At 68.6% G+C, this 13,852-nt stretch carries 11 protein-coding genes, 1 tRNA gene and 2 CRISPR repeat arrays; of the genes, 4 read left to right on the plus strand and 8 right to left on the minus strand.

Features of this window, described 5'->3' with window-relative positions; translation table 11 throughout:
• Positions 1 to 126: 126 nt before the first annotated feature.
• The 4 genes from ACIQ7D_RS06980 to ACIQ7D_RS06995 all read left to right on the plus strand — a co-directional run bounded on the left by ACIQ7D_RS06980 (position 127) and on the right by ACIQ7D_RS06995 (position 1,746).
• On the plus strand, positions 127 to 330 hold the full coding sequence (locus ACIQ7D_RS06980; protein ID WP_403934380.1) for a hypothetical protein: 204 nt from the start codon (positions 127 to 129) through the stop codon (positions 328 to 330).
• A 246-nt stretch (positions 331 to 576) separates the two neighbouring features.
• Positions 577 to 1,119, plus strand: a complete 543-nt coding sequence (locus ACIQ7D_RS06985) for a hypothetical protein (protein WP_403934383.1) — start codon at positions 577 to 579, stop codon at positions 1,117 to 1,119.
• On the plus strand, positions 1,120 to 1,605 hold the full coding sequence (gene tadA, locus ACIQ7D_RS06990) for a tRNA adenosine(34) deaminase TadA (protein WP_403934386.1): 486 nt from the start codon (positions 1,120 to 1,122) through the stop codon (positions 1,603 to 1,605). It abuts the gene before it with no gap.
• A gap of 56 nt (positions 1,606 to 1,661) precedes the next feature.
• Positions 1,662 to 1,746, plus strand: a tRNA-Ser gene (locus tag ACIQ7D_RS06995).
• A gap of 471 nt (positions 1,747 to 2,217) precedes the next feature.
• Positions 2,218 to 2,851: a CRISPR direct-repeat array (repeat unit 28 nt; unit sequence GTCGGCCCCGCGCATGCGGGGGTGTTCC).
• Positions 2,852 to 2,954: 103 nt separating this feature from the next.
• Here ACIQ7D_RS06995 and cas2e read toward each other — a convergent pair.
• The 8 genes from cas2e to cas3 form a co-directional block, all read right to left on the minus strand.
• Positions 2,955 to 3,233: a type I-E CRISPR-associated endoribonuclease Cas2e gene (gene cas2e, locus ACIQ7D_RS07000; protein ID WP_403934389.1), complete on the minus strand. Its 279-nt coding sequence runs from the start codon at positions 3,231 to 3,233 to the stop codon at positions 2,955 to 2,957.
• The gene (gene cas1e / locus ACIQ7D_RS07005; RefSeq protein WP_403934393.1) at positions 3,230 to 4,330 is read right to left on the minus strand and encodes a type I-E CRISPR-associated endonuclease Cas1e; all 1,101 of its coding nucleotides are present in this window, start codon (positions 4,328 to 4,330) and stop codon (positions 3,230 to 3,232) included. Before cas1e ends, cas2e begins: the two co-directional genes overlap by 4 nt.
• Before the next feature lie 3 nt (positions 4,331 to 4,333).
• Positions 4,334 to 5,140, minus strand: coding sequence for a type I-E CRISPR-associated protein Cas6/Cse3/CasE (cas6e, locus tag ACIQ7D_RS07010; protein WP_403935049.1), 807 nt, complete (start codon positions 5,138 to 5,140; stop codon positions 4,334 to 4,336).
• 5 nt (positions 5,141 to 5,145) lie between these two features.
• Positions 5,146 to 6,012 carry a type I-E CRISPR-associated protein Cas5/CasD gene (gene cas5e / locus ACIQ7D_RS07015; RefSeq protein WP_403934396.1) on the minus strand — a complete coding sequence of 289 codons (867 nt, stop codon included), beginning with the start codon at positions 6,010 to 6,012 and terminating at the stop codon, positions 5,146 to 5,148.
• Positions 6,009 to 7,163: a type I-E CRISPR-associated protein Cas7/Cse4/CasC gene (gene cas7e / locus ACIQ7D_RS07020; RefSeq protein WP_403934399.1), complete on the minus strand. Its 1,155-nt coding sequence runs from the start codon at positions 7,161 to 7,163 to the stop codon at positions 6,009 to 6,011. Before cas7e ends, cas5e begins: the two co-directional genes overlap by 4 nt.
• 158 nt (positions 7,164 to 7,321) lie before the next feature.
• Positions 7,322 to 7,942, minus strand: coding sequence for a type I-E CRISPR-associated protein Cse2/CasB (gene casB, locus ACIQ7D_RS07025; protein WP_403934402.1), 621 nt, complete (start codon positions 7,940 to 7,942; stop codon positions 7,322 to 7,324).
• A 66-nt stretch (positions 7,943 to 8,008) separates the two neighbouring features.
• Positions 8,009 to 9,757, minus strand: coding sequence for a type I-E CRISPR-associated protein Cse1/CasA (casA, locus tag ACIQ7D_RS07030; protein ID WP_403934405.1), 1,749 nt, complete (start codon positions 9,755 to 9,757; stop codon positions 8,009 to 8,011).
• Between the two features lie 184 nt (positions 9,758 to 9,941).
• A complete protein-coding gene (gene cas3 / locus ACIQ7D_RS07035; RefSeq protein WP_403934408.1) occupies positions 9,942 to 12,941 on the minus strand; it encodes a CRISPR-associated helicase Cas3' in 3,000 nt (999 codons plus the stop codon).
• A 186-nt stretch (positions 12,942 to 13,127) separates the two neighbouring features.
• Positions 13,128 to 13,764: a CRISPR direct-repeat array (repeat unit 28 nt; unit sequence GTCGACCCCGCGCCTGCGGGGGTGTTCC).
• The last annotated feature ends 88 nt before the right edge of the window (positions 13,765 to 13,852 follow it).

A 13,852-nucleotide genomic window follows, 5' to 3' on the forward strand; every position in this document is an offset into this window, starting at 1 on the left:
AAGGCGTTACGCGCTGCCAGGAACGTACGGAATGCCGGGAACGGACAGGAACGCACTGGCATCAACCCCCGTGGGCGAGGGAAGGTAGAAGGGCCCAGGACACGGCCTTGAGGCGGTGAGGCATCGATGAGTCCCCAGTCACCCCCGGACCAGGAGCCCGAGGGCGCGGGCGACGGCGAGAGCGAGACCGAGGCGGCCCGCCGCCGACGCCGCGCCCAGTTCCTGCGGGAGCTGAACGAGGCCAAGGCGCTGCGCGAGCGCGTCAAGCCCCGGCAGGCCCGTGCGGCACGGATGCGCCAGCAGATGCGGATGCGTACGTTCCGCTGGTAGCCACGCCGGACGCCACGCGGAGCCACGCCCGGCCGCGAGACCGGATCCCGCCGGGCCCCTGCCCGCCCCGGGGCCCGGAGGAAGCCATCCCGCGAACGGGTCCGAACAGGGGCCCAATAAAATGGCGCCACGACGCAACGGCGGAAGACCTCTCGCGAAGAGCCGGTTTCTGCCACGATTCCGAGTAGGCGGCGCCGAGCAGCGGGCCGCCGGACCGTCACACCTCTGACCAGTGGGAGAGTCACGGTGTACTTCGCCGCACTGCTCGCGCGCACCGAAGACGGGTGGGAAGCGAGCGATACAGAGCTCGACGATGTGGAGACCTTGTCGGACCTCACCGACCTGGCCCGCGAAGCCTCGGTGGACGAGGACACGGTGCTCGTCTTCATCGAACAGGAGGACGCCTGGTTCGGCATCCTCCGTGTGGAGGGCGAGGAAGATCCTCGTATCTACGTCTCCGACGCGGCCGCGGCCGCACGCTCCTCGTACGGGGAGATCCTCATGGACGAACTGCTCGGCAGGGACGACGACGACCCGGCCGACGACCTCGACGCGCTGGACCTCGACGGTACGGAGGACGGCGAACCGGACGAGTACGAAGGAACCGATACCGACACCGAGACCCCCGCGGCCGACGCCGACACCGTACCCACGGGCGCCGTCGGCGACCGCGAGATCCTGACCGACCTGGGCCTCTCCGAGGCCGATCTGCTGGCGCTGGAGACCGACGCGATGGCCGAGATCGCGGAGGCGCTGGGCGCGGCGGAAGTGCTGGAGGCCGTGCGTTAGATGCGGCCCACGCACGACGCCGCGCCCGACCCGGTACGCGCACCGTGGCCGGCGCCCATGCGCCTCGCGCTGGACGAGGCCGTACGGGCGGCCGGGTCCGGTGACGTACCGGTCGGCGCCGTCGTGCTGTCCCCGGACGGCACGACGCTCGCCACGGCCCACAACGAACGCGAGGCGACGGGCGACCCGACGGCCCACGCGGAGATCCTGGCGATCCGCAGGGCCGCCGCCCGGCTCGGCGCCTGGCGCCTGACGGGCTGCACGCTGGTGGTGACGCTGGAACCGTGCACGATGTGCGCGGGCGCCATCGTCCAGTCCCGGCTGGAGCGGGTGGTGTTCGGCGCACTCGACGAGAAGGCGGGCGCCGCCGGCTCCCTCTGGGACGTCGTACGGGACCGCCGCCTGAACCACCGCCCTGAAGTGATCCACGGCGTCCTGGCCGAGGAGTGCGCCACGCTCCTGACCACCTTCTTCCGCACCCGCTGACCCCTGACCGCCTATCGATTTCAAAGCACGGCCCACCTTGGGCTAAGCTCTCTCTCGGTAGCGTGTCCGAGCGGCCGAAGGAGCTCGCCTCGAAAGCGAGTGTGGGGAAACTCACCGAGGGTTCAAATCCCTCCGCTACCGCTCTCACACCCCTCTGACCTGCGAATACGCGGTCAGGGGGGTGTTTTGCGTACGGCCCGTACCGCATGGGCATGAGGCTCGGGAGCCAACAGCCCCGCACGGTCCCCGCCTGGGCGGCACCGTGTGCCTCCCCGCGAAGGGATCTGCCGCCTGCGGTCCCTCGGAGAGAATTCCCGCAACTCGCCCCCGCCGGCGCCCCAGTCCGCCATCCCGACGCGCCCGCCGGATGCGAATGGCTCGCGGGCTCGCAAGGGCGCCCGATCCCGGCCCGCCGAAGCCAGATCTTCAGAGCCCAGCCACTCAGTTCAGTAGAGTGATGGGACGGCCTAAACACTGACGCCGACACCATGTGAGAGATCGGTCACCATGTCCTTTCTGGCCGCCAGCCGACAGAGTCTCGATCAACGTCCCGGGCCATTCCCACTAAATGAAACCAAGGCTGCCCGCCGATAAAAGACCAGGTCAGCAAGTGTCGGCCCCGCGCATGCGGGGGTGTTCCGGCGTAGAGGGGATGTCCGCGCCGACTCCGCGTGTCGGCCCCGCGCATGCGGGGGTGTTCCGTAGACGAGCCGCAGGCATGTGATCCCACATGGGTCGGCCCCGCGCATGCGGGGGTGTTCCGTAGGGGAGGGTGGAGGTGGGCGATCCGGGCGTGTCGGCCCCGCGCATGCGGGGGTGTTCCGCTCATCGCCACGTCACTTCACCAGCCCCATGTCGTCGGCCCCGCGCATGCGGGGGTGTTCCCTGCGGGCGGACAGCGCCTTCTTCAAGTACTCCGTCGGCCCCGCGCATGCGGGGGTGTTCCGCTGCGTGACGCCCTGGTCGGCCCACTCTACGAGTCGGCCCCGCGCATGCGGGGGTGTTCCCGGCGAGACAAGGACGTTGCTCTGTGACGAGCGGTCGGCCCCGCGCATGCGGGGGTGTTCCTTCGTCCTTTGTTGTCTTGCGGTTTTCGTCCCAGTCGGCCCCGCGCATGCGGGGGTGTTCCCTCGGGTCAGGCGCGGTGTAGTCCGGCGTGGGGGTCGGCCCCGCGCATGCGGGGGTGTTCCGGGGGAGGAATAGAAGCGCGGCACTCACGTTGGCCCCGCCCCTGCGGGGCTGTTCCCCCGGTAACTGCCGAGTTCGTCACCGTACGACCGTCGGTTCCGCGCCCGCTCGGGGAAGACACCCGCGTCGCCTGCGTGCCGTATAACCGAACAGTTATACGGTCAACGTCGGTTGCGGGCCGAGAGGATCAGGCCATCGAAGTCGACTGGCCGCCAGCGGTCTCGGCCGGCCGTCCGGATGGCCCAGCCTTGTTCGTTGGAGGCGGGTTCGATGAGGACTGCTTGGCCGTCGCCGATGCGTGTGGCCAGGAGTTCCCAGAGACGGTCACGGATTCGGCGGCTCGGGTTACCGACGAACACGCCTGCGTTGACTTCAACCATCCAGCGGGTGAGGTGGCCGCGGAGCCCATCGGGAGCGGCGATCAGGACGATGACGGTCACGACGTCTGCTCCGGAGACTCCGGTGAACGTGCTTCCTCGAACTCCGGTCCGATGATGGTGATGTGCTGCTCGCCCATGCCGGTGTCGGTCAGTTTCGGCGGGGCGGGTCCATCCGATTCCGCCTGATCAGCGAGTTCGGCCGAGGGTGAGGCATTCGTCTCGTCGTGCGGCGCATCGGCCGCCCAGTTGACTCCCGCTGCGACCGATCCGAGGCGTTCGTCCCACAGTTCGCTGGTTTCCGGAGTGTCGAAATCAGTGCCCGGTGGGTTCAGCAGGGCTTTGACGTCGTGCACGATGCGACCGAGGAGCTTGGTCTCGGCGATCTGGTCGCGGAGGCCGATGCGGGCGTCCCGTTCGTCGGTGAGCCCTTGGGCGGAGAGGTCGAAGGCGAGGGGGAGAGTGTATTCGGCCTTGTAGAGGTCGGCGATGTCCAGAACGAAGGAGATGGCCGAGCCGGTATGGACAAAGCCGAGCCCGGGGCTCGCGCCGAGCCCGACGATGACGGCATGGCAGATGCCGTAGAGGGCCGCGTTGGCGGCGGACAGCAGGCGGTTGAGATCGTCGCCTGCGGCGAATGCGTCTCCGGCCTTATAGACGCGGCCGTCCCAGGGAACTCCGCTGCGGCGTGAGTGTTCCTGGTAGAGCTTACGGAAGCGCGCGCCTTCGCGGCCTCGAAGCTGCTGCATGGTGGCCTTGGAGACGTCTTCGCCGGGGAACCGCATGCCGTACATGGCACGGGCGACGTTGAGCCGTTCCTTGGGCCGAGTGATGAGCCACGCTTGGCGGTGGAGGAGGCCGGCGCTGCGGCTGGGGCCAAGTCCGGTCGCGTACATGCGTACGCCTTGTTCGCCGACCCAGCAGATGGTGGTGCCGGAGTCGGCGAGGAGACGGATGGCGCCGTGGGTGACGCGGGTGCCGGGACCGAGCAGCATGACGGCGATCATGGCGGCCGGGACACGTACGGTTTCGCGTTTGTTGATGACGACCACGGCGTTCTCGTCGCGGTCGAGATGGCTTCGCTCGACGTAGACGCTGGATACCCGGTCCACGAGGCGGTGCAGGTCGTGCGGGTCTGCTTTCCACCAGGGCTCGGCCATGGCTCAGTCCTTCTGTGCGGGGAGGGGTGCGAGGGTGAGGAGGCCGCAGCCGTACGCCTTGGAAGGGCCGATCCCTTCCAGGAGGCGGCTGGTGAACGCCGCGGGATCGGTGATGCGGAGACGTCCCTCGAACGTGGCGCTGTGGAAGCTGACGCGGGGGCCTCTGCCACCCTTGGTGAAGGAGTGGCGCTGCCGGTCGGTGATACGGACCTCGCGGGGAGGGTTGGGGTCCCGGGGGGCTGCCCGCGCATCGAGCGCGGCCTCCGGAATCGGCTGGTCGAGGCCGGAGGCCGGGAGGTCTGTGCGGGACGCCGGGATGTCGAAGCCCCAGCGTTCGGTGCGGTCGAGGAACCAGCCGAGTTGGGCGGCGGCGGTGCGGTGCCCGAGTCGGAAGCCGCGCTCGCGCTTGCTGTCGGTACGGGCGGCCACGCGGGCGGCCTGCGCCGGGGTGGGATTCTGGGGTGCCTGGGTGTTCTGGACGGGGCTGGCCGTCAGCCGGAAGGCGAACTCGCGTCCGGCGGCGATCTGCCGGAGGAGTGGAGCGTAGTCGCGCACCGCCGCGTGCTCCCCGTCGGCGTCGGGCCAGCCGGCCTGCTCGATCACGTGTGTCCAGTCGGGCTTCGAGCTGGTGAGGACGAACAGATGGGGGCGGCGGGCGTTGTCGGCGTCCAGCCGCCACAAGACACGTTCACCGGCCGCTGTGTCCGGGATACCCCCCATGATGGCGCCGTGCATCGCGCGGGGGTTGGCGAGCAGCAGACGGCTCTGTGCCCGGAGCGGGTTGATGCGGATACGGGAGAGATAGGTCATGGCTGTCACCAGCCCAGCAGGGCGAAGGGGTCATGTCCGGCTTCGTCGTCCGAACCATTGGGGTCGTCGTGGGCTTCGGGAAAGCCGGTGGGGATGCTCAGCCAGTCGTGCCGTACGCGCCGGCTGGTGAAGGTACGGGCGTGCGGGTAGAAGGAGACGGGGGCATCGTCGAGGACGTCCTCCCCGGCCGGATCCTCCACGGTGACGGCGCGGTCCACCCGAGCCGGGTAGAGGGAGCGGCCCAGGTTGCGTTCGCGGCCCCGCTGGGCTGCGTATTGTTCGCGGGCCTGTCGGGACGCCTGCCAGGGTTCCTCCCGCAGTACGTTCTCGATGCTTCCGTCGCGCACGCCGAGGGAGACCGGTTGGGTGGGCGGGCACGAGCGGCGCCCCAGGGCGAGGGGGAAAGCGGGTGCGCGGACCGCCAGATCGAGCGTGGCGAGCAGAGGGCGCGGGCCCGCCACCGCGGCGAGGAATACCGCGTCCTGGAGGTAGTAGCGAATGGTCACATGGGTGTTCTTGGCAGGGGAGGTCGGCTTCTGCGTTCCCTTCGCGTTCACACCGGCCTGGGGTAACGGGCGGCCTCGGTAGTCGCTGACGGTGTGGTAGTCGCGCAGCAGAGTCCCGGGCTGATCGACACGGACTCCGAGGCGCAGGGGCAGGAGTTCGTCGAGCCGGTCCTCGCGGGCGACTCCGGAGGCCGCGGCGAGCAGGCCGATCACTCCGGACTTGGTGGGTTCCGGGTTGGTCTCCCGCCGGTTGAAGGCGCTGCGTGACCCCCATGACTGGAGCGGGCCTGCGAGGCGGAGCAGCAGTACCGCGTGGTCCTCGTCCGGTGGGGCGGACGGTGGCGTGGAGGCGGACGGTGACGTCATCGGGCGGCCTGCTTGAGTGTGTCGGTCAGGTGGGTGCGCAGGCCGTTGAGGAGCTGGGGGAAGGGGAGTGCTTCACCGAAGGTGTGCTCCAGCAGCTTGGCGGTGTCGCCCGTGGTGGGGAAGGTGTGGCACAAGGCGGTGAAGGCGAGGGTGTCGCCCCATTTGCTGAGGATCCTGGTGTGTTCGTGGGCCAGCCGGTTCGCGGAGGCCGCCGCGATCCCCGAGGAGCCGGTGACCGGTTCCTCAAAGGCGGAGACGAGGTTGACGGGCTGGTCGGGCCGTACGGTGACGGCGACGAGGCTGGGCAAGGTGCGGTGCGCGAAGGAATTCGCGTATCCCGAGGGAATGGAGCGTGCGAAGGAGGTCATGAACTCCTCAACCGCGGTCACCGCGGCTTCCTCGTCCGTGAGGTTGTCGACGAGCTGATGCAGGCCGACGGTCGCATAGCGGTAGAGCGTCGCGGAGTTGAAGCCGATGGTGCCGATCATGCCGGCGCCGGTTTCCTCTCCCTTCTCCTGTTCGTCGTCCACCGCGGTGAAGTAGTCGAATTCCAGCTCGACCGCGTGGGTGGAGAGGGCGTGGGCGACCTGGGTGGCCGCGTCGACGTTGAGCGCCGGGAGGTCGGCGACCATGCGTCCGAAGAGAGCGACGTCCATGGGGTGGCCGGTGCTGAACTCCTTCTGCACGGAGAGCTGCTTGATCTCAGCGGTCAGCTCTTCGTCATCCAGGGCGATGAGTTCGGCCGCCCTGTCCTTGACCAGGGCGGCGACGGAGTCGAGCTGACGGCGGCCGTAGAAGAACAGATAGGCGGTGTCCCCCTCCTGCTTGCCGGCGCTGATCTTCAAGGGCGCCAGGAGAGCGCTCGCCAGTCGGTTCGCGTCCTCGGTGTTCAAATCGGTGACGGAGCCGATCCGTTTGGCGAGCGCGCCGCCGATCCGCCGGGTACGGGTGGCGAGATCCTGCTGGGGAAGGCGCTCGGTGAAGTGGGTTCGGGTGGCGCGTTTCCATGCCTGGGAGGAGACACGTGAGCGGCGCACACCGCCGAAGTACGCCTCCTTGGGGTTGCCCTGGTCGTCCCGGTTGAGGTTGGCCGGGGGCACGGTCTGCAGGATGTGAACGTCGATGTAGGTGCGCGACGGGGGCAGCGCCATGGGTCCTCCAGCGGTTCGGTCGGCGTCGGTGTCTGTGTCTGTGGGTACGGGAAACGGGCGGCCCGGGCGGCCCGCTGCGGGTGAGGCGGTACAGGGCCTGGAGCCACGTTGCGAAGCCGGGTGTCGGCAGGCCCTGCTCGTACGAACGCGCGACGCGGTCAGCCCGCTTTCGGCGGGGCTTCCTTGTCTCCGCGGGCGCTCCACGCGTGATAGGCGAGGCCCCAGTCCCGACGAACGCTCTGCCGGGATTCGGCGTAGTGCCAGCGCTTGATGTCCTGGAGCAGGCGGTCGTAGTCGAGCGGCTGTTGCACGGAGCGCAGTTGAGTGATCAGTCCGCGCAATCGGTGGACCAGAGCGGTGACGGACGAGGTGTGGACCGCTGCGGCGACGCGATGGTCGACGGCCTCCTCACCGAAGCGTCCGCTGCGGTGCAGGGTTCGCAGTGCGGTCCCCATATGGACACCGGGCTTGTGCATGGGGCAGCTCTGACTCTGCTGGTGCAGGCCGTAGAGCGACAAGGCCGCGTGTTCGGCTTCCAGTTCTGGCGTCACCTGCCCGTCGACGGGGCTGGTGTAGAAGGGCCAGAGTGCCGGTACGGTGCCGGCTGGTCGCCCCAAGCCGGAGCGCAGTGCCGCCAGGTCCTCGCCGGGCGGGCGCACGGACGTCTTGCCTGCTGGTTGCTTGCGCCAGGCGCCGCTGCTGTCCACGCGCTGTGCCCAGTAACGTCGGAGGTTCGGGGTGCTGACACGGGTGGTGTCGGTCTGCGGGGTGGTGGACACAGCGGTCCCCTTCGGTCAGAAGGCCATCAGGTGCGAAGTGGTGCCGGGAGGACGCGGAGCCGTGGTTCACCGGCGCTTGCGGCGTGCCGAGCGGCGTGTGAGGACCACGTCGAGACGGTCTCGGAAGTTCTTCTCAGCGGTGCTGAGCCGGTACACGTACTCCTTGCCGTCCCTGCTCACCGAGCGGCCGGTGAACAGAGCGGGAGCGGCGGTGGAGAAGACCTGCTCGGCCACCTTCCACGTTGTGCGTCCGGCTTTCTCTTCCCATGCCTCAAGCCCGCGCTCGGACTCGTCGAAGTCCTCTCCTACCGTGCGCAGCCCGGCCAGCAGGCGCCGCACGACCGGATCGAGGGCGTGCAGCAGGGTGTCGCCCGGGCGCTGTCCCTTGTCCCAGGGAATCGGTTCGCTGCCGGCGGCCCGCCGAAGATCCGCGGAGAGGTTGTTGACGGCCGCGGCCAGTTTCTCGGCCTGCTCCACAGCGGCCAGGAGCGAGCCGTAGACGATGCTGTCCGGGTCGAGCGCGGCCAACGGCAGCGGAATCCGGTCGTAGAAGACGTCTTCGATGACGGCCGACTGGTTGCCGTAGGCGATGCCGGTCAGCTCCACCTGGAGCGGGTACGTCTCCGGCATCCGGTCCACTGTGTCACTGAGGGAGCTGAGCAGGACACTGGAGCGGAAACCGGCGCGGGTGGCGGTCGCCTCGTCGTTCGTGGTCGCGCTCTCTACCGCCAACAGGGCTTCAAGACCGCGCCAGGCTGCCCGCCCCGGCTGATGCCTGCGGGGCCGCTCACTCGTCGGCGCCGTGGAATTACTGGTCTTGCCGGTCTTGCCGGTCTTGCCGGTCTTCTTGGTGCGCGATGTGGGACGGTCTCTGATCCAGGCGGTGTGGGGCTCGTATGCGGGCGTGGAGGTGAGCCGGTCGCCGGCTGCCACGATGACCCGGGTGACCCGTGTCCCGGCCGAGGTCTCCTCGGGGATCAGTCGGATACGCCGTGACTGCCAGGTCCACAGGTCCAGCAGTCCGCGGGCCGGCCGTGTCTGCCATGCGGGAGTGGCACACGACAGGGTGTCCTCGACCCTGCCGTCTCTCGCGCGCCGGGACCACTGCGGCAGGTCGTCCGACAAAGACGTCTGCCCGAAGGGGATGTTCAGCAGAAGCGTCTCGTACACGGTACGTCCTACGGGCATCACGACGCCCAACTGGCCGAGTGGACCGGTTGGGTTGCCCGTCGTCTTCCCCGCCTTCGCCTGCGGGTCTCCGACGACGCCGGTCTTGATGGCGGCCGTGTCCCAGCAGTGGGTGTGCACGAGCCAGCGGGCCGCCTGCGCGGGGGTCAGCTCCAGCGGATCGCCCTCCGTGCGGGAGGAGAACAGCGGCACATTGTTCCCGGTCGCGGCGGTCGCGACGAGCAGGGCCGATCCTTTCGTCTCCCCTTTGGCCGTGTGCAGTCCGGCGACCTGCCCGAAAGGTTCAGCAGTGTCGAACAGGTCAAAGAGATGGCGGTGATCGTCCAGATAGTCGGTGAGCTTCTGCCGCTGCTCCGGCGTGAAGGCACCGGCCTGAAACATTTCCGTCCACTGGGCCGAATCTGCCGGCCAGCCGAGAGCATGCATCACGATGGGCAGCAATAACTGGCGGAAAACCGCGGGCTTCTGTGTCGGCAGTTCGACCACGAGGTCCTGTAATCGATCGGCCGCCAGAAGAAGATGCCGCAGCCCGACCTCTTCCACCGCGCCGAGACGGGGTGGACTCGCCTCCGCGGAACCGTCCAGGCCCCTTGCGGTCAGCCATGGCTCATCCAGCAAATTGAACAACTCGGTTCCCCCAAGCCCTTCCCCGCCTCATGACGCATAAGCAACCCTACACATCAGCGTGCGACATGAGAGGAAAATAGATAAGCCCGAATCCATAGCCAAAGGTTCCCCACCATGCAGTCAGGTATTCGAGGCCCCTCTCCCCGCGCGCCATACGGAACTCAGCGCGTCTGTTCTTCTCCGCCTATCTCCCGGGCCCGGCGGGAACCTTCTCCTCCACCAGCCCCAAGTCGTGCTCGTAACGCAGTACCCGATCGGCGAGAACAGCTCCGCATCCGGAGTCGAGGACGAGTGCCGGGCTGTATCCGAGCCGCGGGTGACCGAGCCACCCTGGCAGTGGAGCGAGCTCCAGAGCCGCTGCCGCCGTATAGCGCGGAGGAAGCCTTACCGTCCCGCCAAGAACCTCCTCCAGCAGTGCGTCCGGCACATCCCCGTTCACTGTCAGGGCACGTCCCGCCAGCGTCCGATACGTCTCACCGTCCTGGATCACGACGATGACCTCCGTACCGGCCTCACTGTCACGGACCACCGCGTCCAGGTCCGTGTCACGCCCCGTACCTGGAACCGAGGAATAGTGCAGTCCGGAGAGAGTCGTACCCTCTTTGTCACCCCGCCGGGTCAGGAGACAATCGGCCGCGTTGTCAGCCCGCTGCCGCTGCTTTCCCTCCCACAGCAGCCGAGCCGACTCCGCGTCCTCGCGCCATGCCTGTGGCACGCCCTCCTCGCCCTCCCTGTAGCCGGCCGCGACCAGTTCCGGAACCTGCCCCGGAATGCGCCAGCCGTCCACAGCCGCGAACAGCAGCGCGGCGGCCCTGAGGAGCAGGTGACGTCCGTAGATGAACTCGGACCCGCCCAGAAACCGCGGCGCGGGACGCTCCAGCGCGGTCGTACCGCATTCGAAGCCCGCGGCCTCGCACCCGCTGCCCGGCCCGCCGAAACCGGTGATCACCACACGAGGTCCGGCCAGTCGACCACGGCGCCGGGTCTTCTCATGCCGGTGCAGGCGGCCGACTCGCTGAAGCACCAGGTCGATGGGAGCGAGGTCGGTAAGGAGGAGGTCCGCGTCGACGTCGAAGGACTGCTCTGCGATTTGAGTGGCGACCACGATCAACCGCGCCGGTCTGTTCGACGGCCGGCCTTTCTCCTCCGCGCCGAGGAGGCGCAGGCACTTTTCCGTCCGGTCGGCCCGAGGTCCGACCGCGATGCGCCCGTGCAGCAGGAGTACGTCACGACCGAAGCTCCTGCGGAGTTCCGTGTACAGCGACTGCGCGCGGTCAACCGTATTCCGGATCACCAACGCGCATCCGCCGTCGGCGAGTTCGCGACCCAGGTACGCGGCAACCGACGCGTTGGCCTCGGCCTGGACCGCTTCCCTCTGTTCGTACGGAGTCCGCGGGCCGGGAATCGCCTCCGGCATGAACTCGACCGCGAGGGCGAGATCGTCGCGCCAGCCGGCGCACTCCTCGACAGCGAAACGTGGACCGGAGCCGTCGAGCGCCATCCAGGTGGCGGTCACCGACGGATAGCCCAACGGATCGCTCAGGCCCTCGGCAGTGAACTCCTCACGGGACACGGCACCGGCGAGATAGGCGTCGATCAGCTCACGGCGCTGCCGTGGAGGAAGCGTCGCGGACAGCAGGACCACCGGAACGCCGGCTTGCCCCAGCCACCGCAGGCCCTCCTTGAGGAACTGGGACATATAGACATCCGCGGCGTGAATCTCGTCGAGGACGACGACCTTTCCGACCAGCCCCGCCATACGGAGCATCACATGCCTGGTCCGGGTCGCGGCGAACAACAACTGGTCGATGGTCCCCACCACGAACGGGCACAGCAGCCCCCGCTTCGCGCCCAGAAACCACTCCGCGGGCCCACGCGACGACGACCGGCCCGGCACACCCCCTCGCGCGGACGCGCCCCCGTACAGGTCGCCGCCCTCGTACAGGTCGCCGTCCCCGTACAGGTCATCGCCCTCGCATTCGCCGTACTCGTCGATCCCTCCGAAACTGGCCTCGGAAGCCGATGCGCAGCCTGGCTCCAGCAGCTCCCGCCATTCCTTGTTGAACATCCGCTTGCCATGAAGCAGAGCGACCTGGGAGGCCAGATCCTCGTCGACCGTGGCGACCCACGTTCTGACCTGGCTGAACATCGGATCGCTGGTGGACTGTGTCGGCATCCCCACGAAGACGCCATCTGCCCCGAACTTCGCTGCCAGGATCTCGGCCGCCAACAGCGCCGCCTTCGTCTTCCCTTCTCCCATCGGCGCCTCGACCACCAGCAGCCCCGGAGCCTCCATCCTCCGCGCCGCCTCCATGACCATCCGCTGCGACGGACGAGGACTCTGCCCGAACCGGTCGCCGAACGTTTCCGGCCCAGGCTCGGCCAGACGCCCCCACCCACCACGCAGGCCAAGCGCCTCCCAAGCCAGTCCGGCGCGCACACGGGCATTCTCCAAGGTCACCTTCGCCAGGTCATCGATGCCCTTGAAGTGCCTCTCGTCGCTGGCGATCCAGTCCGCCATCACAATGAGCCCGCTCAGATGCAATTGCGCCGCCCGCGAGGGAATCCGGCACGGCTCCACCTCGGCCAGGTCACCAAAGCCCAGATCCCGGGTGAAGCGCTGTACCAATGCCTGCTGGACTTCGGGCCAACGACCACCACCAGCCAACTGCCCCCGCGCCTTACGCGCCGGCTGGGTGGCGGCGCGGTTGGGGAACGCACCGTGGTGTCCCGCCACCAACGGCCAGACCCAAGAAACCTGTTCCTCGCTCCAGCCACCCCTCGGCAGCAGCCCCTGCAGCAGATACCCACCAGCCCTGTCATGCCGCCACCTGCACCGAGCGATCGCAGGCTCGGACCAGCCGAGCCCAGCGGCACGTACCGCCTCGGCGCCCTTCACCCACATCCGCTGGAAAGCCGGCGTCGCCTTCCCGCAGTCATGTACTCCGCACAGCCAGGAGAACAGAGGACGCCCTCTGCCCACGCCTCCTGCAGTCTCATCCAACATTCGCCTGGTGGACGGTGCCAGGAAGTAGTCCCAGATGCGTTCCGCCACCGCAGCCGTGTCCAGGAGATGCGACAACAGGAGGTTCATCGTCCCGCCGGCCTTCTCCTCGGACTTCCCCCACAACACGCCGAGAAGATCGTCGCAATCACCATCAGCCTCAACGCTGCTTCCGAACACCCTTGCTTCTCCACTCAGTTCAGTAAGGTGACAGGGCAGCGTATGCGTGGACGGCGACAGAGAGTGAGGGATCGACCGCAATTGCTCCTTTCTGGCATCTTTCGACGGAGCCTTGATCGGCGTCTCATCGAGATCCCACTAAATGAAACCAAGGCGTTCCGCAGATAAACGCCCAGGTCAGCAAGTGTCGACCCCGCGCCTGCGGGGGTGTTCCGCGTGGTGTAGTCGGGTGGCTGGGACGCGTTGAGTCGACCCCGCGCCTGCGGGGGTGTTCCCCGCACTCGCACCCGCCGCGCACGGCGGCGGCCGTCGACCCCGCGCCTGCGGGGGTGTTCCGCCGGTACCGAACGCGGACGGGCCGGGCCAGGGGTCGACCCCGCGCCTGCGGGGGTGTTCCTGAAGTATGGCGCCTTCCGCCAGCGGTACGCCGGTCGACCCCGCGCCTGCGGGGGTGTTCCGGTGAGCAGGGTGCGTTGCCTGGCCTTCGTGTCGTCGACCCCGCGCCTGCGGGGGTGTTCCGACGAGGACCCGGGTCTTGTCCAGGACCCGCTGGTCGACCCCGCGCCTGCGGGGGTGTTCCGAACCTCCGGTGGGTGGTGCGGGTCCGGACTGTGTCGACCCCGCGCCTGCGGGGGTGTTCCTTCCCCCGCCTGCCTTTCGACGCCACCCGGGACGTCGACCCCGCGCCTGCGGGGGTGTTCCCGTGATCCAGCGCAAGGCCGGCACGGTCTCGTAGTCGACCCCGCGCCTGCGGGGGTGTTCCGGGGCGCCTGCGCAAGTTGCTGCCCGACGAGGGATCGGCCCCGCCCTGCGGGGATGTTCCCCCGCAGGGCGGGCGCCGACCGTCCGATACTCGACACGCCGCTCGCCGGCCTTGTCCGCGAGGAGCCCGGCCGACGCCGACGGGGGAG

The sequence above is a fragment of the Streptomyces sp. NPDC096310 genome (genome assembly GCF_044763125.1).
GTDB lineage: Bacteria > Actinomycetota > Actinomycetes > Streptomycetales > Streptomycetaceae > Streptomyces.